We start from the raw sequence: 22,495 nt of genomic DNA, 5'->3' as shown, positions 1-22,495 counted from the left end.
GATTTCCTTCATTGAAATCCACAAAAAACCTTAAAGGGTTGATTGCTTTATGTAAGGTTCTTTTTAAAAAAGAAGCCCATGGAAAGCATGAATAGAATTGACAATATTCGTAAAGGCATTGAGGAGAAAAAGCATTCCTAGTCCCCAACGCTTTTTGCGAAAACACTGGATGGCAATAATAATGCAAATCCAGCAAAGTATTGCTGTAAACAGCCCGAAAATTGATTTTGTCATGGTTATTTCACTTTTTTATATTTTTTTATCGTAAAGTCGTAAGGATTTTTTTCATCTTTACGATGGAAGTTTTCTGAAACTTCCTCAAAATTCTTAAAATCAAAAGAGGCTGGGAAATAAGCATCTCCAGAAAACTTACCATGTACAACAGTACGGTAGAGTATCTCAAGTTCTTTTTCAAAAAGTGCTAAAATTTCAGCACCGCCCGTAATGAATAAATCTTTTTCCTGATTGCGATACCACTTTAAGACGTCCTCTAGACTGTGCATGATAAGCACATGTTCATCTGTAGAACGGTAATTTTGGTCTCGTGTTAGAACAATACTGATCCGACCAGGAAGCACACGTTTTTGCATGCCGTCAAAAGTTTTACGCCCCATAAGGATGGCTTGACCCATAGTGGTTTTCTTAAAATGTTGTTGTTCAGCGGGTAAATGCCAAGGCATTTTTTCGTTTTGTCCAATCAGGCCTTGCTCATCTTCTGCCCATATTCCAATAATCATCATGCCCCCTTATTGAATTTTGCTTTTACTATTATAGCAAAAATTTGCTATTTTCGCTCTGTCTAGTACAGAACAGCGGTTATTTTTCAACTTTTGTAGGGATTAATAAAAAAACGTTGATTTTTTATTAAAAATATCATTATTTTTCTTTACAAATTTAAAAATAAGTGTTATCATAATAATTACATTAATTTGTTTCAATCTTTCCTGTTATGATTAAAGCAAATTAGTCCCCCAACTAGACTTCTTGCTGAGATTGACTCCGAGGGGTCTAGTTTTTTTGTTTTTTACCCTAAAAACTTAATGATGGCTCTGTAAGCTGTGTTCAAACTGCTGATGGAGCTGTCATTAATTATTTTGAGAAGAAAGTGTGAAACATGAATCATATTGCCCTTTTTGAACCTCGCATCCATTTTAATACGGGAAATATTGCCCGTACTTGTGCTGCAACCAACACCGTTTTGCATCTGATCGAACCTTTTGGATTTGAAATTACTGATAAGCACCTCAAGCGTGCTGGCTTAGACTACTGGGATAAAGTTAATATTGTTTATCATAAAAATTTGGAGGACTTCGTAACCTCTATTCCAGCGGATGGCCAGCTCTATTTGGTGAGTAAATTTGCTGAGCATGTCTATTCAGACGTAGATTACTCAGATAATGAGCAAGAGCATTATTTCTTATTTGGCCGCGAAGACACGGGATTGCCCGAAACATTCATGCATGAGCATCGTGATGAATGTATCCGTATCCCAATGAATGACGAGCACGTACGTTCTTTGAACTTATCAAATTGCGCTTGTATGATTGTATATGAAGCTCTGAGACAACAACATTTTGCTGGTTTGGAGCGTGTCCATACTTATGAAAAAGATAAATTGAAATAATTTTTACTGACCGTTCTGTCAGTAAAAATAAAACTCTATCAAACGATAGAGTTTTTTTATTTTACTGGTTCAGCCTGAGTTGCTTCTGAATGTTCCGCAACGCTTGCCTTTTTATGATTGAAAATGAGATTTAAGGCAATCGCTGATACGGTACTCATCACAATCCCATTTGAAACAAAAGGTTGGATAAAAGTAGGAAGTGCTGTAAATAAGTTGCTGGAATTAAAACCAACTCCCATCGCTACAGATACGGCTGCAATAAGTAAGTTTTGGTTCCCCTCAAACTCAACACTACCAAGCATGCGAACCCCTTGGGTTGCTACCATTCCAAACATGACAAGCATTGCCCCACCCAAGACAGGGTTAGGAATCAATTGAGCAACAGCCGCAAATTTAGGAATCAAACCAAGAATTAGCAAGAAACCTGCAGTAAAGTAGAGAGGTTTGCGTGTTTTAATCCCTGATAATTGGACTAAACCAACATTTTGTGAGAAACCGGTGTAGGGAAAGGTATTAAAGATACCCCCGAGAAATACTGCAAAGCCTTCTGCGCGATACCCATTACGCAAGCGTTTTTCATCGAGCTCTTCACCAGTGATATCAGCCAGCGCCAGATAAACTCCGGTAGATTCAACCAAGGAAACAATAGCAATAATAATCATCATCAGACAGTCCATAAAATAGAATTTAGGAGCTGCAAAATAAAAAGGTTGAGGTAAATGTGCCCAAGGTGCTTGACTAACGACGTTGAAATCGACTAAGCCCATACTTGCAGCGAGGACTGTTCCTGCTACAAGCCCAATCAAAATAGCAATAGAGCGAATAAAGCCTTTAGAAAAAATATTAATAAGTAAAATAATTAAGATGGTTGAGAGGGCTAAAATAACACTTTGAAGTGTTGGTTTTGCCGCATTATCTCCCATATTCCCGATGGCAACAGGAATCAAGCTTAGACCAATAGTTGTAATCACAGAACCTGTCACAATAGGTGGAAATAATTTTCTAATCTTTGAAAAAATTCCTGAAATTAAAATCACGAACACACCCGAGACCATCAGGGAGCCAAACATAGCACCTGAACCATGACTTTGTCCAATAATAATCAATGGAGCTACAGACTGAAAAGCTACTCCTAATACTACTGGAAGACCAATCCCAAAATGCTTGCGTAGCTGAAGTTGTAAAAACGTCGCTAATCCACACATAAATATATCTGCTGAGATAAGATAGGTCAGTTGCGCTGCCGAATAATTTAAAGCTCCTGCGATCATAATGGGAACTAAGATAGAACCGGAGTACATTGCTAAAAGGTGTTGAAGCCCCAGAATGGCTGACTTCGAGTTGCTTTGTTCATTTTTGTGAAACATGTTCTGATTTTCCTTAATTTCTTCTTTTTAGTGATACTTCTTAATTTATATCAAATGCTGAATCATCAGCTGGGGCGAAAATAACTTTACCATTTTCAAATTTCTCAATGCGGGCAAGGCTTGTGAGATTCATTCCTTCATCAAGGAGTTTTTGACGACCGTCTTGGAAAGATTTTTCAATTACTATTCCTAGACCAACCACTTCTGCTTTAGCTTGCTTCATTAAATCCAACAAGCCAAGTGCTGCTTGTCCATTGGCTAAAAAATCATCAATAATGAGTACTTTTTCGCCAGCTTCAAGCAACTTACTTGAAATTTGAACGGTTGATGTCAATTTTTTAGTAAAAGAATAAACTTCTGTAACCAACAAATCATCATTCATGGTTACATTTTTTGCTTTTTTGGCAAAAATCAAGGGCACATTGAGTGACTCGGCAGCATACAAAGCGGGTGCAATCCCACTTGCCTCAATGGTTACGACTTTTGTAACGCCTGCATTGGCATAAACCTCAGCAAAGCGTTTCCCGATTTCCTTCATCAACTGATAGTCAACTTGGTGAGTTAAAAAACGGTCTACTTTTAGAATGTCTTGACCTAATACTTGACCGTCTTTATGAATGCGGTCTTCTAATAATTTCATAGTTTCTCCTTAGTTATAATTTTTTCTCTCAGAAAAATTACTGAGAGGCAACTGCTTTTAATCACAAGGATTAAAAGGTGAGCGAATCTCGCTCACTTTCATTACAAATTGATGAAACAGTTTTTAGTTCAGCTGTTGCCCACAGATGAAAAACGCCCTGTTATTAAACTAACAGGACGTTTCTAATACGCAAAAAAAGAAATTAAATTTAGTGAAAAATCGAATTTCCTTATTGTCTCGCATTTACGGTACGAGGTAGAAACGCCCAGCCATATTCTAGGTATAAATAAGATGATCCAGAATAAGTTTAGGATCTCTCCTGAACTTTTCTAGAATTATATTCTATCATAAAAATGTTAAAGAAGCCATACTCAAAAAATGACCTATTTTTAAATCGCATCACCGTTCCAAATTGAATTTTTAACCACAACATAATCAACTTTTGTCAGCGCAGACAAATCACGACCGCCAGCATAAGAAATTGAACTTTGAAGATCTTCTTCCATTTCTTTCAATGTATCTTTAAGTGAGCCTTTGTGAGGAAGGAGAATTTTCTTTCCTTCGACATTTTTGTGTTCACCTTTTTGATATTCTGAAGCCGAACCAAAATATTCTTTGAAAAGTTGTCCGTCACGTTCAACAGTTTGTCCTGGTGATTCTTCATGTGCAGCAAAAAGTGAACCGACCATGACCATTGTTGCTCCCATACGGATTGATTTCGCAATATCGCCATGAGTGCGAATACCACCGTCAGCAATAACGGGTTTACTTGCTGCTTTGGCACACCATTTTACTGCTGCAAGTTGCCAACCACCTGTACCAAATCCAGTTTTAACTTTTGTGATACATACTTTCCCTGGGCCAATGCCGACTTTAGTCGCATCTGCTCCAGCGTTTTCCAATTCACGGACAGCTTCTGGCGTTCCAACATTTCCAGCAATAACAAAAGTTTGTGGCATCAAACGTTTAATCAATTGAATCGTTTTAATAACAGAATCTGCATGTCCATGCGCAATATCAATGGTAATAAATTCGGGAATGAGTGCGTCTGCTGAAATTTCACGAATAAAGGCATGTTCATCTGCTTTAACACCAACAGAAATTGAGGCAATCAGACCTTGTTGGTGCATTTTTTTAATAAATGCCGCTCTATTTTCTGCTTCAAAACGGTGCATGATATAGAAATAACCTTCTTTTGCAAGCATTTCAGCGATATCTTCATCAATGATGGTTTGCATATTAGCAGGAACAACGGGCAATTTGAAAGTATAATTGCCTAATGTCACATGCGTATCTGCTTCTGAGCGACTGTTGATGATACATTTGTTAGGAATCAGTTGGATGTCTTCGTAGTCAAATACAGAGTTGAGGTTGTTCATGAAATTTCTCCTTATGATGTGTCGCACTGTCAGTCTTAATTTAGACAGGTTTCGCGCACACTCAATTCATTTTTGATTTACAGAAGACCGACCAAACCGCTTGAGGTTTCACTAGTTAGGCGATTTAAAAAATCTCTGTCTGCCCAACCTTCCTTAATCATTTTACAATAAACAAACGGTTTTACAGAGAAATAGCTGGTTTTTTTAAAAAAATACGCACGCATTGTTCGTAAATGCAGAACTTTCACTAAAAAAATACTGACCAGACGGTCAGTATTTTCTTTTCATAAATAATGTTCCTCGATGATACATCATGAAGAAGATAAGTTCATAAACCAGAAGAAAAACTAAAAATGTATGCATGAAAAATTGTTCTGGTAAAACATTAATGATCGGATCTGTCGTAGGATCAAAAAGCCAAGCATCATTTCTAAAAAGCAATTCATGAAAAGCGACAAAGAAACGATCAAAACCAATCAACCAAGCAACGCCCCCGATTGCCAAAGGAAAAAGCATTACCACGCGTAAACCATTATGAAAAACCAATAAAAGATGCTCTTTTAAAAAATACACAAAGGCTGGTATCAAAATAAGACTCAAGCCAAAGGCAATCATGAACAAGCGCTTGACTTCTACAAAATGTTGCAAGCCAGAAGGAGAGGAGGAAAAGGCTGGCATATGGAGATGTCCCACAAAAGGATTAATGAGATAATTCATCAATGCTAAATAATTTTCCCAGAGTTTAGTGGCACTCATTTTAGCGACATCTGCTAAAGCATACCATGACATTTCCGCACCAAACAAGGGTATCGCTATAAAAATTGTAAGGCTCACAGAGAGAGCGATCACCCACAAGATGGTCAATCCAAAAATCAGTCTATCGCGCAATATCGACTCCTTGTTCTTATTTATTCATCAGAATTTACTGACGACGCTGTCAGTAAACTTAAAGAAGACTCATTTGTTATGATATTTTAAACGTCCCATTCATCCAGGCTTGCAACCACATAAGTTGGTGCAATTGGTAAATGAGGTACTTCTTCGGCTTTTGTAAATCCAGTAGTAACCAATAAACTATCAATCCCATTATCAATCCCAGTATGGATATCCGTCAGATAATTATCCCCGACCATCACCAAGTCCGATTTGGGTAACCCTAATTTTTCGACTGCCTTATCAGCAATAATGGACGCAGGTTTTCCTATAATGGTGGCTTCAACCCGCGTCGCAGCTTCGAGCATCTTGATTAAAGAGCCTGCCCCAGGCGTTAATCCTCGCTCGTTTGGTAAATTCAAGTCAGGATTTGTTCCGATGAACTTCGCCCCTTTTTGGATGGCTAAAGTCGCTAAAACAAGCATTTCGTAAGTCAGATCTGTATCCAAAGCGACAACAACATAAGCCGGATTTTCACGCTCTTTTTTGTAGCCTGCTTCATAAATCGCTTCTTTTAAGCCGTCTTCCCCAATAATATAGACAGTTTTTTCAAGCCCCAAGTCATTCATATAATCTACAGTCGCTAAACTTGCCGTGTAAATTGTTTCTAAAGGAGTTTCAATATCGAATTGCCGACGCAATCTTTTTTGAACAACTTCAGGTGTTTTTGTCGTGTTATTTGTTAATAGAAGATAGGGAATTTCTTGTTCTTGCAGCCGATGAATGAACCGTTCACCCGCAGGAATTCGTTGATTTCCAAGGTAAATCGTACCATCCAAATCAATCAAGTAACCTTTATATTTTTTATTTGTCATTTTGTTTTCTCTCTAAACTACTCATTGAGCTTACTGACCAGTCTGTCAGTAAGCTTTACAGTTCAAACTTTTACTGACAGAACTGTCATTAAAACGGATGAGAAGCAGTATGCTCTGTCCAATGAATTTCAATTTGGGTCGACCCCTCATTGAAATTATGATGACTCACATCCCCCTCCCAACTCATTGCAGCATGAATCTCTTCACCATACAGCACTTCATGGTTATATTTGATAAAAATACGGGACGGCACGTGACTTTTTCTAAATTCAAAATCGACCATATCCGCTGCCCAATCATAATATTTTGCATTGTTGACGTGCCCATTCATGTCCAAAGCTGAAAAACGGACAGGGTAAGTCATAAGGGTAGGGTTCTCAAACGCTTCTCTTTTTTTAAACTTGTGTGGGCGCAATATTTTTGATATTTTCTCCGATGCATAAGGATCGACAATATCATCAAGGACACGATCAATCTTACGTGTCTCTTTATCCATCAAAACCCAGGTGGAAGCAATCTCTAACATTACTTCACCTTGGGAGTCAAGAAAAGAAAAACGACGATAACAAAAGAATTTATTATAACTTGTTGCTTCAGTCTCAATTGTAATTTCTTCGTTAAACATTGGAAAACGAATGATTTTTACATCATACTCAATCACTGCCCAAAACAAGCCATAGTGTTCTGATACCCAGACATCTGAGCGTCCAAGCTCCGTAGACTGCTCACCCGAAATTTGTAGCGCGACTGCAAGAATGCTCGAAAGTCTCATTTTTTGAAAGGCATCACTTTCATAGAAAGGTACCCGGTATTTTTGTTGATATTTTAAACCCATTTTATTAACCTCGCCCTCTATTTTAGCAAAAAAAAGAGTGATTTTCATAACTCACTCTTTTTGAAAGAACAGATTTCATAAAAGTCCAGTTCTTATATTTGTTGGCAGGCAATCCCCAATGTGCTAATCAGCAACTCCTCATATGGATCTTTTGCATGATATTCATCAATGTACTTAATTTCTTTAACACCAGCCGCAACCACTAATTTTAAGCAAGCAAGACAAGGAAAAAGTGTCGTATAAAGGATAGCGCCCTCAGGAGAAACTCCATGTTTTGCCGCTTGTGCGATTGCATTTTGCTCTGCATGGACCGTCGCTACACAGTGCCCATATTTATCTTCTGTACAGCCTACATCTGTACAATGGGGCATGCCGGAAACCGCACCGTTATACCCCGTTGAGAGGAGCTGTCCATTAGGACTTACTAATAAGGCTCCTACTTGAGCATGGGTACAAGTTGAACGCTTTGCAACCACTTGCACAATTTCTTTAAAATATTCATCTTTCGTTGGGCGGGTATATTGATCTAACATTCTTTCTCCTTCTTTACACTTTTGCTTTATTATAGCAAAAATTTTTCATCAAGCCTATAAGAAAAAAACACCTTTCCTTTCGAAAGAGAAGTGTTTTTTTACTTATCTTTAAACAGCTTGTCGTAGTTTTCTTGATTAAGCACCATATTCAAATCAAGATTTCCATCAAAACCTGGTAGGCTTCCCTGATCAGTATACTGTTGCATCCCATAGCTTAAGCTAGTCTCTGGCGAGGCGTCCCAAACCCCTGTATTACGACCGTAGGCCGCAATCCAAATGGCTTCAAACTTATCGACATTAATCTGATGTTCTTTAATAAACCAATCTTGAGCATAAATCCCAATATTTTCTGCCCCTTGCTTTTCTAATTCTGAACGAAAAGCTTCAATCCCACTGTTCATATTTTTCATATTGGTCACTTCTACATCCAACCAATAATAAGTAGGATGAAAAGGACTGGCACGTTTGTAAAAATCTCTTGCTTGTTTACGCATTTCTGCTTCTGTTTCCCCAGTTACAAAAGCATAAACGGCAACTGGAATCCCCCGTTCTTGGAAAGATTTAATATGGGTTTTGTAAGCTGTGTCTTCCCCATCTTTATTGGCCGAATTATCTGCATGACCGTATGAGCCATTTACCCGAATGACCGCGCCAATAACTTGTTGACTAAGCGTATTATAGTCAATGTCTTTCGGCGGCTGCCAACCCGACAAATCAACTACTGGTTTATTCAAGTCTAACACTTTTTGGTCTAAGACATGATTGACCACAATCTTTGGTTCTGACGACTCTTCAAGCTCCACAGGTCGAATTCGGACCAACCCAAGCAAAGCAATCATAGAAAGCATGATTGCCAAAAATACAAGCGCACCTAACTTCTTTAGTTTACGTCTCATTTTAGGTTTCATTAACTATATTGTAACAAAAATTTTAAGTTTGCGCATCTTCTTTGCTGGCATTAATCCACTTGTCCCTCATCTAAAAGAAATGCTTCAAAAACATTGTTTCCTAATTCAAACCCTTTATCCGTCATATGAATGCAAGATTTATCATCAAATAGCAAGCCTTGGTTGATTAGCTCAGAAACTTTTTGTCCATAAAGTTTGTTAAAAGAAAGACCAAATTTTGATTCGAATTTTTCGACGAGGACACCAGATTTTTTACGTAGACCCAAAAACATTTCTTCTTCAATTTGCGATTTTTTACTCAATACTTCTTCATGGATTCTTTTTTTTGTAGGAGCTTGCTTGAGATAATGATGGACGGGACCATGATTTTTATATCTGATCCCTTCTAAATAACCAGAAGCCCCAGCTCCCACACCATAATACTCTGCATTGTTCCAGTAAGTTAAATTATGTTTACTTTCATAGCCCGGTTTCCCAAAATTTGAAACCTCATAATGGTTAAAACCATGCTCAGATAAAACTGCCATGATATATTCATACATATCCGCATTCTTGTCTTCATTTGGTAGACGTAAAAGTCCTCGTCGCTGCCGGTTCATAAACACGGTATGATCCTCTAAAATTAAACTATAGAGCGCGACATGGGGTAAATTCAAACTTAAGAATTTCTCAACATCACTTCGGACCATCTCCATTGTCTGGCCTGGCAAGGCATAAATCAGATCAATCGTGATATTTTCAAAACCTGCTTTTTTTAACTTTTCAATAGAGTCGTAAACTTGGGCTTCAGTATGCGTCCGTCCAATTTTCTTTAAAAGTTTATTGTCAAAAGTTTGTACACCTAAAGAGATTCGATTGACCGCAGAACGCGCTAAAACTTCTACAACTTCATCGGATAAATCTCCTGGGTTAGCTTCGACGGTAAATTCCTCTAATTCTTCGAGATCTATTTCAGCTGCTAAGGCACTTAGGAGGCGCTCAAGCTGAGGCGCACTTAAAACAGTTGGTGTCCCGCCACCGATATAAAGAGTTTTTAACCTTTTAATTTGGTAGCCTCGAAATTCTTCAATCAAAGCCTCAAGGTACTCATCAACGGGTTGACCTTGCATTAACACCTTAGCAAAATCACAATAATAACAAATATGTGAACAAAAAGGTATGTGCACATAGGCTGATTCAACGGGATAGCTCATGATTAGCCCCTTTCATCCATTTTTTTCGTAATACGATAATTGCAAGCAGACCATTAACCACCATCAAATAAATTGGAAAGGCGAGACTTGTAAAATTCCAGATTGACATTGCAAAAAAGCTTGTTGCAGCATTAAAAACACCCGCAGCAAATGGCTCCCACGACTCTGTTTCTGGATACTGCCAAGATTTAACAAGGGTAGGTACCGAAGCTAAAATATCTGCGACTATTGCTAGGGCTATTGCAAGATTTGGATTTTTTGTCATGGCCCATACAATTAGTGTTAATAGAGAAACTACGCCACAAATGAAATCAAATCGTCCTATAGCCCAATAGGCTTTGCGATTAATAAATGAACATAGAAAAATGAGTGCTGTGGAAGAAAAGGAGATCAGTACAGGAAACTGGCCCCAAGTCCATCCTTTAGAAAGAGCAGCAAAAAAACCGATTGCTGGTGCAATCGACCAGAGTAACCAAGAAACTTTATTGGGACGAACACGCCCCGTCACAGTTGCCCAAGCATAGGGAATATTAAAGACGAGCGTAACAGCTGCGCCTACAAAAATCATAAATTGCATAGCTTCATTATATCAGAAAAAGGCTATAAGAGTATCTGTTTTAGGATGATAAAAAGGACCTTTCAGTCCTCATTTCTTAAATGTGAATGGCGATAGCTATAGCCAAAATAAAAGAGAGTGGCTAACAGCAGCAAGATGATTAAGACAAACCAAGTTATCCAATCATAATTCAGTAACAACCCAAAGCTAATTAACAATGAAACGATTGGTAAAAAAGGAACAAATGGAGTACGGAATTCGCCTTCTTCTGGTTCTCCATAATCATGCCGTAACTTTATAATTCCTACTGCAAGCATCATCAGATAAAGAAGGGTACACAGGTTTAAAAAACCTGAGAGACGGTCAATAGAGAAAAGCCCTGTCACTAGCATTGCAAGAATTCCCATCAAGAGAATGGCGTTTTTGGGAACACGATATTTCCCGGATAAGCGACTTAATTTTTTAGGGAGTAGACCATCCCGACTGATGCCATACAAGGTTTGGACGAGGGCATAAGACATGGTAATCCCGACAGTAAGTAGGGTGAAGAGCGCAACTATTGAAATAATGTTGCCAAGCCACGTTAATCCAACAGAACGTAATGCAAAGGCCAGAACATCAGACACATCGAGCTGAGTATAGTGGACCATTCCTGTTAAAACTAATGTCACAAGAATATAAATGATTGCTGTAATAAATAATGCGCCCATGATTCCTGAGGGGATGGCGTGTTCTGGATCTTTCGTCTCTTCGGAAGATACCGAAATGGTTTCAAACCCAAGAAAGGCCATGAACATCAAAGAAGCGCCTGCGAGCATCCCTTTCCCACTAAAAATCGAGGTCCAGCCAAATGGTGCAAAATTTTGCCAGTTATCAGGATTAAGAAAAAATAAGCCTGCGATAATAAAAATTGCTAAAGCAACGAGCTTTAGTACTACTAACACACGATTAAAACGGAGCATAGTATGCGTTCCTAAAAAACCCAAAAGCGTAATCGCAATAATAATAAGCACAGGGATAAGATCAATTGAAAAATGGGACGCTGTCCCTAGAGGACCATTAATGACAGCAGGCAAATGGAGCCCCAGTAACCCTTTGATGTAGGACCCCCATCCACTAGCCGTGACAGAAAGCCCCGTGAAAAATTCAATCATCAAGAGTGTTCCAGCAATCCAAGCAGGAAATTCACCAAAAAGAGTGTACAAATAGCCATATGGTCCGCCTTGTGCAGGGATGCGCGAGGCAAATTCCGAGAAGATTAGCGCAGAAAACCCAATGGCAACTGATGCAACAATAATCGAGACAATCAATGAGGGGCCTGCAACTGTTGCCGCAGCTCGCCCAGTTAACGTGAAAACTCCGGTCCCTACCATACTGCCTAATCCTAAAAAGACAAGGTCCATGCTCTTTAAACGACGAACCCTCTCCAATTTCTCATTTTCCATTGAAAAAGGCTTTTTTCTAAAAATGTTCATTAAATTTTATTATCCTATTTACATGTTATAGTAATGTTATCATTTCATTTTAACATATCTATAAAAAAACTCAAATATATTTAATGTACTTCCTTAGAATAAGTTTTTCCATTAACCTATTTTTTCTGGAAACTGAAAGGTGCTCACTCCTAAATCATCATAACGTTGGAAATAAAGGGTACGGCTGTCCACCGCAACAGCGCTTCGATAAATGGTATAGGTATCCGAGCGACCATCGGATTTAGGAACAGTTACGCCATCTAATATGTGCCATGTTTCAATAACATTTTCTTGCTCATCTGCTGGAAATATCGCTCGCTCTTTGAAAATCGCTGCCCGCATAAAACGTGAAGTTGGAGTAAAACCTCCTGGAAACACAGGCTTTCCTGAAAAATTACCACTCGAAATACGATTGGGGTTTGACGGATTTACTGACAGGTTGGTCAGTGGTTTTATATCCATATAAGTCGCTAATTTTTCTACTTCACGCTCAAATCTTGGGGCATTGGTCACAACACCTACTGGATTATCAATAATTACCAGTTGCCCTCCCCGTGGTTCAACATTGACCATCATACCTGTAGGATCGGTTGCAGAGAAATGTAAGTCATTACGGCCAAATTTATAGGTGGAAAATAAATCTGTCATGAGCTGAACATTGGAAATCTTTTCCCGTAAATCTGCCACTGAACGACAATTTCCCAAAATCCAAAGCACTAATTCAAAGCCAGCCAGCTGAATTTTTCCGCTGACTGCTTCGTCAGCATATTCTGAGTGATTTGAAAACGTTAGTTTTTGAGCTGCCAGACCAAACTCGTTGACCCCATCGGATAAATCCACATGCGGACGTGCTTTGCGTGCTCCAACACCTAATACTGCATAGGTATTCTCGATTGTTTGACCATTGTAAACGCTTTGCCACTGATAACCTCTTGGTAGATTCATAGGACTTGCCTCAAAGGCTCGCCAATCCATTGTTCGAGCAAACATTAATCCCCCATCACGTGAGTGCATTTGAAAACTAGTACACATTTTTCTCCCCTAACTAATCTATCATCTCTTTATTTTAACAAAATATTAAAGGACAAAAGTTCAAAAAAGCTCGAAAAAAGTACTGACACAATTGTCAGTACTTTTATTCAACCCATAATTATAAAATTATTTGTACATTTCAAGCAATGCAAGGAAGCTATCAGCTTCGAGTGATGCTCCACCAACGAGGGCACCGTCGATGTTTTCTTTAGCCATCAATCCTTCGATTGTTTCAGGTTTAACTGAACCACCGTATTGGATACGTACAGCTTCTGAAACTTCTTTTCCATAAAGTTTTTCAACTGTTGAACGAACAACACCACAAGTTTCGTCAGCAATTTCGTTTGTTGCAGTTTTACCAGTTCCGATTGCCCAGATTGGTTCGTAAGCAATAACCATTTTAGAAACTTGTTCAGCGCTCAAACCAGCAAGACCAGCTTCGATTTGACCTGAAACCCATTCAGCTGTTTTACCAGCTTCAAAAGTTTCCAAAGTTTCACCACAACAAAGGATTGGAGTTGCTCCAGCAGCGAAGATTGCTTTTGCTTTTTTGTTGATGTCTTCGTCAGTTTCGTGGAAATATTCACGACGTTCGCTGTGACCGATGATGATGTATTCAACACCTAAATCAACGATAGCAGCTGGACTATTTTCACCAGTGAATGCTCCAGCATTTTCAAAGTAGCTATTTTCAGCAGCAAGTTTCAATTCTGAACCTTGACGAAGGTAAGCCATAGGAGCGAGGAAAAGTGCAGGTGCACCGATAACTGATTCAACTTTATCAGATGAAGGCAAGTTATTTTTTACAGCTTCAACAAAAGCTTGTGCTTCTGACAAAGTTTTGTTCATTTTCCAGTTACCAGCGATAATTGGTTTACGTGACATTCTAATTCTCCTTATAAGGCGTTTATGCCTCTTAAATTTTGGACTTCAGTCCATCTTTTACATGGTCTATTTTATCACATTGTGAAAAAAATTGCAGAAATCAACTCATCATTTTTTTAGATCTAGTATGTACTTATTAATCTCAAATATTGAGCATATCCTGTTTTCCCTCAACAAAGAGAGTCCTTCATGAGTGAGGGCATCTCCCGCTGTAATTGTTTTTGCGCAAATGAATCATCAAAAAGCCACCTTCTTAGGTCTTCTTGTGCAATGATAAGCGGCATGCGATCATGAACTTCACTTATTGAAGGGTGTGAAGCTGTTGTGATAATCACACTCTCTAGCTCTCCTTCATGAACGCGATAAAGCCCTGCTAAATAAAGCGGCGTACTTCTTCCTAATCCAAAATAATATTTTGTAGATTTTTCATTTTTTTTATTTCCATGTTGCCACTCAAAAAAGCCATTAGTAGGAATAACACAGCGCTGACGAGAAAACAGAGGCCTAAACGTTACTTTCTCTAGCAAAGTTTCCGCACGTGCATTAATCACTAGAGATTTACTCCGAATTCCCCATCGCGTAGCGTAGGCACCCACATTTTCTGTTGCTTTATCACCAAGTAGAGTGAGAATGGTATCGGACGGAAAGATTTCACCAGTAGCTATTTTTTTCATAGGCATTGGAAAAACTCCCGCAGACTCTTCGAGGCGTAAGTTAGCCTTATCAAATAAACGTTTTAATGTTTCATTAGCTTCAGGCTCCAAAGTATATCTTCCACACATTTCACTTCTCCTTAATGTTCAACTCGATATCTTTAATACAGCAGATTTTCCTAAGTTAATTTTATCAGTTTTTTACCAGTAAAGCAGTCATTTTTACTAAAAAAAGTAGGCGTCACCTACTTTTAAGTTTTCTCTTATTGCACAATGCACTTATCTTTTACGGAATCAAAATTTTCCTTTAAAAGTTCTGCTGAATGGGCAAACTTGTCTTCTTCTGCGGAAGTCAAATCCAGTTCAAGGACTGCGCGCACTCCTGTACGATCAATAATTGCTGGGCTTCCAGTATAGAGATGGGCTTGTCCATACTCTCCTGTCAGATAAGCTGAAACCGGTAAAATAACACTCTCATTTCGGAAAATAGCTCGAGTAAGACGCGCTAAAGAAGCGGCTATCCCGTAAGAAGTGTTCCCTTTTTGCATGAAGATATCCAATCCCACTTCTCGTATTTCCTGGTCAATTTCATCAAAAGAAGGAAAATCTGGGCTGGGATACTTTTCTAACCATCTTGTAAGAGGAATAGCTCCTACTGTCACATTTGACCATGCGGTAAAACTAGATTTGCCATGTTCAGCAAGTACATATCCATGAATACTTTTGGGATTAATCTGTAGCTTCTCAGCCACAATTTGTCGCATCCGGCTTGTTTCTAACAACGTTCCTGTACCAATCACTCGATTTTTAGGTAAACCCGAAACTTCGGCCACAACTTGAGCTAGTACATCTACTGGATTTGATGCAACGAGAAATATACCATCGAAACCTGCAGCCATTGTCTGTTTGGTAATATCTCTAATCATCTCAACATTGTTCTCAAGAAGTTGGAGACGATCAGGTTGCGCACCGAAAGTCGCAGAAGGTGCATTCGCAGAAAGTACAACAATGTCGGCATCAGCCACATCACAGTAATCAGCAGCATAAATATTTTTAGGTGCAGAATTAAGATAAGGCAGCGCATGAAGAAGGTCTAAGCTATTAGCTGAAGCTTTACTCTTATTGGTGTTGATAATGGCAATCTCATCAGCTAAATCATCTACTACTAAGTTATGTGCGTAGGTACTTCCTACAGCACCAGCTCCGACAATGACAACTTTCTTATTGTTAACTTTCATCCGTTTCTCATTTTTCAGGAGACATTAAGGCCTCCTGCTTCCTTTCTCATTCCAAACTAATTTTTATCTAAAATGTCCAATTTTACAGGCGGTAACGTCGGGCAATTCTTTCATCTTCTTTCATTTGAGCAATCAATTGCTCCATGTTTTCAAATTTAATCATATCGCGAATCTTATCGAGCCATAAAACGGTTAATTTTTCACCATAAATTTCTCCGCTGAAGTCAAAAATGTGGACCTCAACTGTCTTTTCCGTACCATTAAAAGTATCGTTATAACCGATAGAGGCAAAACCGCGATGTCGCTCCCCATGAAATAGGACATCACACGTGTAGACACCCACAGCGGGCAGATGGATAAAATCCTTGATAACCAGATTAGCCGTCGGATAGCCAAGTTGTCGCCCACGTGCAAAGCCGTGAACAACGAGACCTGTTGTTTCGTAAGCATAGCCTAAAAGCGCATTAGCTTGGGCGATTTCTCCCTCTTCTACTGCCTTGCGAATCCTTGTTGACGAAATCTTTCCTTGATCATCGGCTTGTTCTGGAATAATAATGACGCGGTAATCTTCGGTCGATTTAAGATTTTGCATGTCTGAACCTGTGGTATAATCAAATCCTGTAATGACGACTTTTGGATTAAATTTAAGGACAACGTTTTTTGAAAATTCTTCAGAAGTTTGGTGGGCAAAATCGGAAGTAAAATCTTTAAATACGAGATAATCAACGCCATTTTCCGCAAATAAATCGGCTCTTTTTTGGTCAGAGGTTAACTTCAAAAGCATATCAGGGCTAAATTTTTCGAAGGTTAACGTCGGCTTTTCCGGAAAAGTCAGGACAGCGATCTTGAGATTGAGGACCGCAGCGACTTTTCTTGCCTCAGCAAAAAGCGCTTGATGTCCAAGATGAAGGCCATCAAAATAGCCAAGGACTAGGATAAGTTCTTCATCAAACTTTATTTCTTCATTAAATTCTAATATTTCCATTGTTCTCACTTTTAACTTTCGAGGAATTGGACTTGAATACGGCCTTAGACCAAGACTTTATTTGGCTTCCATACTCCTTGTTTTTCAGGGTGTTTCATGTAAACAGCGACCAGCTGATCCTCATAGAAAGCAGCACACTTACTTGTAGTAATTGCTGACAACGTCGTCAGTAACTTTTCATCAAGTGGATGAAGAGACAAATCAGCCGTCAGTTGATTCGTATCAAGTTTTTTCCCTACTTTAACTTTATCAAACTGCTCCCTTGACAAATCAATCCGAGGTAAGTCAGTAACTGCATATTCTATCGGATAAAGCAACTCCATCAGTTGGCCCTGTTCTTGAGCTTCTTTAATCTCTGCTAAAGTCACAGCTTGCTGGATCTCTAAACCATTGCTCGCTGTGCGTTGTAATTTTGACATGTGACCAGCATACCCTAGACGTTCCGCAAGATTAACAGCCAACGTCCGGACATAGGTTCCTTTACTACAAGCTACTTTAAAGGAAAAACGTAAACTATCGTTCTCTTTATCAAGCGTAAGCGGGCTCGTCCGTTCAAAAGAATAAATGGTTACCTCACGCGCAGGTCGTTCTATGGTCTGACCAGCGCGAGCATATTCATAGAGTCTTTTCCCATTAATTTTTACAGCAGAGTACATCGGTGGAATCTGTTGGATTTTACCTGTAAACTCCTTCATAGTTTCATCAATCTCAGAAGGTGTTAGTAAAGCATGTCCTTCTTTGATCACGGGTGTTTTTTTAACAATGTGGCCGTCAGCATCTTCTGTCTCGGTAGAAAAGCCAATCGTCACTTCCCCTTCATAGACTTTACCAGCGTTCTCCATATATTCCAAAAGGCGCGTTGCTTTGCCTACGGCTACTGGTAGAACCCCTGTTACCGAAGGATCAAGCGTTCCCCCATGTCCGATTTTTTTTGTTTTTAAAATACCTCTAAGTTTGGCCACCACGTCAAACGATGTCCAGCCTGACTCTTTGTAAACATTTAAAATTCCATTAACATTTTCGTTCATCTTGAAAATTATAGCATTTTTTGCTTGAAAAAGCACATTTTGGTCAGCTGACAAACTGGTCAGCTCCTGACCACACCATTAGCCATTTTTACAAAATAAAAAGCTGATTTAATCAGCTTTACTACCGCTTATTAAGCTGCTCCTTGAGGAACACCTGTATTATTGATTGATTTGATTTGCGCAGCTCCACCTTTAAGTGCATCCGCTGCACCATATTTCGCAAACAACTGGTCGCCAGTTAGGGTTTCTTTTACTTGCCACTCTACCATTGGCCAAGGATTTTGTGCCATACGTAATCCAGTTTGTGAAGGATTAGGGACTTGCAAATAATAGGTTCCATCAGCATTAATTTGGATCCGTGCTGTATTTTGAATCACATTCACAGGATCATTATAACTTGAAACGCCGTTGTCCCCTACGTTTACTAAATAAATGAGATTGGCTTCCCCTGTATAAAGTTCATATTTACCTTGCGCATTATTAACCCACTGGGCATAGACTGCATCATGTTCCTTATCGCTCAACGCACTCCAAGTCTTAGCAGTTGCAGTGGACGATGAGGAAGATGAGGAAGATGCAACGGTCGACTCCGAAGTACTGCTAGACGAAGCTTTGCTAGACGTAGTTGAGGCCTTTGTGCTCTTACTTGTTGACTGAGTGCCACTACTTTTACTGGATTGGGCAAAGGAATTCGTTTTATCCGGTCCCACTTGTTGAGGATAAAATACCTGATAAGCTATAATCCCAAGTGCAACGACCAATAGGACCGCCAAACTGACTATACCTATTGTTTTCTTGCGATCTTTTGTCTTCACATGTTTAGCCATATGGGCCTCCCTTTTTCAAAAAATATATCCTTTATAGTGTCATTATACTGAAATTTCAGCATTTTTTCAAAGTATCTAGCTTTCATTAAGCTTAAAAAAATTACTGACCAACTCGTCAGTAATTTTTTATTTGCCTGATAATTCGGCATATCTAAAACAGGTTTTTACGTGATCATTGATCACCCCGACTGCTTGTAAAAACGCATAAATTACCGTGGAACCAGTGAATTTAAATCCACGTTTTTTCATATCTTTGCTCATACGATCAGAAAGTTCATTTGTGGCTGGCGTCACTTCTCCGTCCTCAATATGATGTTGTTGGACTATGCCTTTTGTGAATGACCAGATGTAAGCATCAAATGATCCAAATTCCTTTTGCACTTCCAGTACACGTTGTGCATTATTAATAGCTGCTTTTACTTTCAGTTTATTACGGATAATCCCGGAATTTTGTAAAAGTTCTTGTTCTTTCAACTCATCATAGGCAGCTACTTTTCTTATCTCAAAGTCATCAAAAGCTTTATAGAAATTTTCTTGCTTGTTTAAGATTGTTGACCAAGAAAGACCTGCTTGATTGATATCTAAAATCAGTTTGGCAAAAAGTTCCCGATCATCGTGCAAAGGAACTCCCCAATAAGTATCGTGATAATCAACCATTCTATCAGATGAAAGACACCATTGGCACCTTATTTTTGTTGTCATACAAACTCCTTTCCATCATTTAACATAATTAAAATTATGCAAATTCAAAAGAATTTTTTCTCCCACACTGCTCCTTTAATTTCATAGATAAATTCATTATAGGTACAACGGAGCATCATTTCGGCCATTTCTGAAAAACTACTCGCTAAGTTAAGTTGCTCCAAGCCATTGATTTCATGCCAAAATACTTTTCCTTCAGATGTTTCATCAATTAATTCCCCTGAAAACTCTGTAGTTGCATAAAGAAAAACCATATATCTTCTGTCTTTTTCAGGCTCGAACCAATCTTTAATCCCACAGAGTTTTAAATTTTTGATATCTAATCCAGTTTCTTCTTTTATTTCACGAATTGTTGATGGAACGATCGCCTCACCCTTTTCGACATGTCCTCCTGGAAAAGCAACACCCGGCCACGTTTTTTTGCGTTCCTGTACCAAAACTTTTTTATTTTTTTCGTCAATGATGGCGCACATGTTTGTTAACTCGACTCTTTCGAGCTCGTGATAAGTCATTATTCCTCTACCCCAAATTTAAATTATTTCTTTTCTATAGGTGCCATTGCCGCTAATAAACGCTTCATCCCAACCTCAGGAAAATTAATTTTAAGTTCCATATTTTTTCCAGTTCCTGAGACAGCCAATACCAGACCTTCGCCCCATTTGCGGTGAACTGCTGTATCACCGATTTGCCAATCTTCTGTTGAAGATTGATCTATTGTTGTTTGAGCTGCTGTAGGGTTAATCACTGCTTTACGCTGGTGCAAAGCATCTGACATCGAGCGTCCTGTAGCAAAACCACCCGATTTATAAGAAGCATTGAAGCTTGAATTTGCTTTACGAGCAATCCCAGCATATTCTAGTAATTCATCATCAATTTCCGAAATAAAACGGCTGGGACGATTATAATTCGTTTTACCATAAAGCACACGTTGATTGGCATTCATTAAGTAGAGCGTTTCTTCTGCCCGTGTAATTCCAACATAAGCCAAACGACGTTCTTCTTCCAACTCATCAATATCTTCATTTACCCGTGATAAAGGAAAAATGTTTTCTTCCATTCCAATTAAGAAAACAATTGGAAATTCCAAACCTTTTGCCGCATGCAGGGTCATCATGGTTACTTGGTCAGATTCTTCCTCATAAGCATCTGTTTCAGAAAGCAAACTAACTTCGTTAAGGAAACGGCTCAACTTATCTAAGCCAGTTTCAACAATTGGCTCTCCCGTTTCTTCATCTAGAGGAATTTCTGATTTTTCATCAAACCCTTTAGTTACTGACAAGAATTCTTCAATATTTTCAATTCGTGCTTGATTTTCGATACTTGGCATCATTTGCAAAGCTTTGACATAGCCAGTACGCTCTAACATTTCTTCAACTAATCCTGTGATTGTTGAACTTTCACTATGGGTTCTCAACAAATCAAAGGCCATTGCCAAATTATAAATTTCACCAGCAGCCTTCCCACGAATATCAGATAACATAATATCAAAACTTGAATCTGCTAAAGAAAGTCCACGACTGTCAGCAAATCGACGTAATTTTTCTAATGCCCCTGGACCGACTCCTCGTTTAGGTTCATTAACAATTCGTTCAAAACTCATATTATCCGCTGGATTTGCTACTACATTTAAGTAAGCAATAACATCACGAATTTCCTTACGTGAGTAGAATTTAGTTCCCGCAACCATTGTATAAGGAATATTAGATTTAACAAAAGAATCTTCAATTGTCCGAGACTGAGCATTTGTCCGATAAAGCACAGCATAGTCAGCATAAGAACGGCCTGACCGAACGCCTGATGTGATAATTTCAGAAACCTTATTTGCTTCTTCTTGTTCATTTCCAGCGCGGAAATAAACAATCTTATCTCCAGCATCATTTTGCGTCCAAAGTTCTTTTGGTCGACGTTTTAAATTATTTTTTATGACGTTGTTTGCCGCATCAAGGATAGTTTTTGTTGAGCGGTAATTTTCTTCAAGCAAAACGACTTTAGCTTTGGGATAATCTTTTTCAAAGTCTAAAATATTTTGCATATCTGCGCCACGCCAACCATAGATTGATTGATCCGCATCCCCAACAACACAGATATTTTGAAAACGACTGGCTAAAAGTTTAACCAACTGATATTGTGCATGGTTGGTATCTTGATACTCATCCACATGAATATATTGAAATTTCCCCTGATAGTAGGCAAGAACATCTGGATTTTCATCAAAAAGACGCAATGTCTGCATGATTAAATCATCAAAATCCATTGATTCTGCTTTTCGTAATTCTTTTTGGTAAATCTTATAAACACGTGCAACAACCATTTCATAGGGATGTCTAGCGTTTGTCTGAGCTTCATAAGCTGACTCATCTAACAAATCATTTTTAGCATTTGAAATCGCATTTAAAAGTCCTTTGGGTTCCCATTTTTTAGGATCTAAATTCGCTTCCTTCAAAATTCGTTTCATCAACGATTTTTGGTCCCCTGGATCTATAATTGTAAAATTACGATTATAGCCAATATGGTCAGCATCACGTCTCAAAATTCGTACACACATGGAGTGAAAGGTCGCAATTAATGTATCTTGTGCTCTTGGAGTAAGTGATAAAGCACGCTCCCGCATTTCTTTTGCCGCTTTATTTGTAAAGGTAATCGCTAGTATATTCCAAGGATTTACCATTTTTTCATCAATTAAGTAAGCAATTCGATGGGTTAAGACACGAGTCTTACCCGAACCAGCTCCTGCCATAATTAATAAAGGCCCTTCTGTAGTTTGGACCGCTTCTGCTTGTTTTTCGTTCATTCCTTGTAATAATGGATTCATTTTATTCTCCTAGCTGAAAATCACTTTTAATTATAGCATATTTTGGACGACAAAAAATAACTGAGAAAATAGAAA

At 38.7% G+C, this 22,495-nt stretch carries 23 protein-coding genes and 1 riboswitch; of the genes, 1 reads left to right on the top strand and 22 read right to left on the bottom strand.

Going from position 1 to position 22,495, the window contains the following annotated elements; genetic code table 11:
• Window positions 1-236 precede the first annotated feature (236 nt).
• Window positions 237-737 carry a dihydrofolate reductase gene (locus JW886_RS05630; RefSeq protein ID WP_075525795.1) on the bottom strand — a complete coding sequence of 167 codons (501 nt, stop codon included), beginning with the start codon at window positions 735-737 and terminating at the stop codon, window positions 237-239.
• Between the two features lie 377 nt (window positions 738-1,114).
• On the opposite strand from JW886_RS05630, the gene JW886_RS05625 reads away from it, so the two are divergent.
• Complete coding sequence (locus JW886_RS05625) at window positions 1,115-1,624, top strand: tRNA (cytidine(34)-2'-O)-methyltransferase (RefSeq protein WP_200406831.1); 510 nt, start codon at window positions 1,115-1,117, stop codon at window positions 1,622-1,624.
• A 56-nt stretch (window positions 1,625-1,680) separates the two neighbouring features.
• Here the strand turns inward: JW886_RS05625 and JW886_RS05620 are convergent, their stop codons facing one another.
• From JW886_RS05620 to pcrA, 21 genes are all read right to left on the bottom strand, one after another.
• Window positions 1,681-2,991 carry a nucleobase:cation symporter-2 family protein gene (locus JW886_RS05620; protein ID WP_205871521.1) on the bottom strand — a complete coding sequence of 437 codons (1,311 nt, stop codon included), beginning with the start codon at window positions 2,989-2,991 and terminating at the stop codon, window positions 1,681-1,683.
• Between the two features lie 40 nt (window positions 2,992-3,031).
• On the bottom strand, window positions 3,032-3,631 hold the full coding sequence (locus JW886_RS05615) for a xanthine phosphoribosyltransferase (RefSeq protein WP_205871520.1): 600 nt from the start codon (window positions 3,629-3,631) through the stop codon (window positions 3,032-3,034).
• 212 nt (window positions 3,632-3,843) lie between these two features.
• A riboswitch (purine riboswitch) is annotated at window positions 3,844-3,941 on the bottom strand.
• 79 nt (window positions 3,942-4,020) lie between these two features.
• Entirely contained in the window at window positions 4,021-5,010 is a 990-nt protein-coding gene (guaC, locus tag JW886_RS05610) for a GMP reductase (protein WP_200406828.1), read from the bottom strand.
• Window positions 5,011-5,280: 270 nt separating this feature from the next.
• Complete coding sequence (locus JW886_RS05605) at window positions 5,281-5,898, bottom strand: TIGR01906 family membrane protein (protein ID WP_205871519.1); 618 nt, start codon at window positions 5,896-5,898, stop codon at window positions 5,281-5,283.
• Window positions 5,899-5,984: 86 nt separating this feature from the next.
• A complete protein-coding gene (locus JW886_RS05600; protein WP_075525789.1) occupies window positions 5,985-6,758 on the bottom strand; it encodes a TIGR01457 family HAD-type hydrolase in 774 nt (257 codons plus the stop codon).
• An 88-nt stretch (window positions 6,759-6,846) separates the two neighbouring features.
• A complete protein-coding gene (locus JW886_RS05595) occupies window positions 6,847-7,593 on the bottom strand; it encodes an acyl-ACP thioesterase domain-containing protein (protein ID WP_205872487.1) in 747 nt (248 codons plus the stop codon).
• A 92-nt stretch (window positions 7,594-7,685) separates the two neighbouring features.
• On the bottom strand, window positions 7,686-8,126 hold the full coding sequence (locus JW886_RS05590) for a deoxycytidylate deaminase (RefSeq protein WP_075525788.1): 441 nt from the start codon (window positions 8,124-8,126) through the stop codon (window positions 7,686-7,688).
• A gap of 98 nt (window positions 8,127-8,224) precedes the next feature.
• Window positions 8,225-9,022: a glycoside hydrolase family 25 protein gene (locus tag JW886_RS05585; protein WP_312680757.1), complete on the bottom strand. Its 798-nt coding sequence runs from the start codon at window positions 9,020-9,022 to the stop codon at window positions 8,225-8,227.
• Between the two features lie 62 nt (window positions 9,023-9,084).
• On the bottom strand, window positions 9,085-10,227 hold the full coding sequence (gene hemW / locus JW886_RS05580; protein WP_205871518.1) for a radical SAM family heme chaperone HemW: 1,143 nt from the start codon (window positions 10,225-10,227) through the stop codon (window positions 9,085-9,087).
• Complete coding sequence (locus tag JW886_RS05575; protein ID WP_205272452.1) at window positions 10,211-10,804, bottom strand: hypothetical protein; 594 nt, start codon at window positions 10,802-10,804, stop codon at window positions 10,211-10,213. The genes hemW and JW886_RS05575 overlap by 17 nt, the downstream gene beginning before the upstream one ends.
• Window positions 10,805-10,866: 62 nt before the next feature.
• Window positions 10,867-12,258, bottom strand: coding sequence for an APC family permease (locus tag JW886_RS05570; RefSeq protein WP_205871517.1), 1,392 nt, complete (start codon window positions 12,256-12,258; stop codon window positions 10,867-10,869).
• A gap of 111 nt (window positions 12,259-12,369) precedes the next feature.
• Window positions 12,370-13,290: a choloylglycine hydrolase family protein gene (locus JW886_RS05565; RefSeq protein ID WP_205871516.1), complete on the bottom strand. Its 921-nt coding sequence runs from the start codon at window positions 13,288-13,290 to the stop codon at window positions 12,370-12,372.
• A 126-nt stretch (window positions 13,291-13,416) separates the two neighbouring features.
• Complete coding sequence (tpiA, locus tag JW886_RS05560) at window positions 13,417-14,175, bottom strand: triose-phosphate isomerase (protein ID WP_075525782.1); 759 nt, start codon at window positions 14,173-14,175, stop codon at window positions 13,417-13,419.
• Window positions 14,176-14,345: 170 nt separating this feature from the next.
• Window positions 14,346-14,957 carry an SOS response-associated peptidase gene (locus JW886_RS05555; RefSeq protein ID WP_205871515.1) on the bottom strand — a complete coding sequence of 204 codons (612 nt, stop codon included), beginning with the start codon at window positions 14,955-14,957 and terminating at the stop codon, window positions 14,346-14,348.
• A 134-nt stretch (window positions 14,958-15,091) separates the two neighbouring features.
• Window positions 15,092-16,066: an L-lactate dehydrogenase gene (locus JW886_RS05550; RefSeq protein WP_205871514.1), complete on the bottom strand. Its 975-nt coding sequence runs from the start codon at window positions 16,064-16,066 to the stop codon at window positions 15,092-15,094.
• Between the two features lie 82 nt (window positions 16,067-16,148).
• A complete protein-coding gene (locus tag JW886_RS05545; protein WP_205871513.1) occupies window positions 16,149-17,051 on the bottom strand; it encodes a bifunctional riboflavin kinase/FAD synthetase in 903 nt (300 codons plus the stop codon).
• Window positions 17,052-17,095: 44 nt separating this feature from the next.
• Window positions 17,096-18,079 carry a tRNA pseudouridine(55) synthase TruB gene (truB, locus tag JW886_RS05540; RefSeq protein ID WP_205871512.1) on the bottom strand — a complete coding sequence of 328 codons (984 nt, stop codon included), beginning with the start codon at window positions 18,077-18,079 and terminating at the stop codon, window positions 17,096-17,098.
• A 131-nt stretch (window positions 18,080-18,210) separates the two neighbouring features.
• Complete coding sequence (locus JW886_RS05535; protein WP_205871511.1) at window positions 18,211-18,906, bottom strand: hypothetical protein; 696 nt, start codon at window positions 18,904-18,906, stop codon at window positions 18,211-18,213.
• Between the two features lie 126 nt (window positions 18,907-19,032).
• On the bottom strand, window positions 19,033-19,608 hold the full coding sequence (locus tag JW886_RS05530) for a DNA-3-methyladenine glycosylase I (protein WP_205871510.1): 576 nt from the start codon (window positions 19,606-19,608) through the stop codon (window positions 19,033-19,035).
• A 44-nt stretch (window positions 19,609-19,652) separates the two neighbouring features.
• Entirely contained in the window at window positions 19,653-20,120 is a 468-nt protein-coding gene (locus tag JW886_RS05525; RefSeq protein ID WP_205871509.1) for an 8-oxo-dGTP diphosphatase, read from the bottom strand.
• Window positions 20,121-20,143: 23 nt separating this feature from the next.
• On the bottom strand, window positions 20,144-22,420 hold the full coding sequence (pcrA, locus tag JW886_RS05520; RefSeq protein WP_205871508.1) for a DNA helicase PcrA: 2,277 nt from the start codon (window positions 22,418-22,420) through the stop codon (window positions 20,144-20,146).
• Window positions 22,421-22,495: the final 75 nt, after the last annotated feature.

The sequence above is a fragment of the Lactococcus taiwanensis genome, from assembly GCF_017068355.1.
GTDB classification, from domain to species: Bacteria; Bacillota; Bacilli; order Lactobacillales; family Streptococcaceae; genus Lactococcus; species Lactococcus taiwanensis.
Note: the sequence above shows the minus strand (reverse complement) of the source record. Positions and strands in the feature narration are given on the sequence as shown.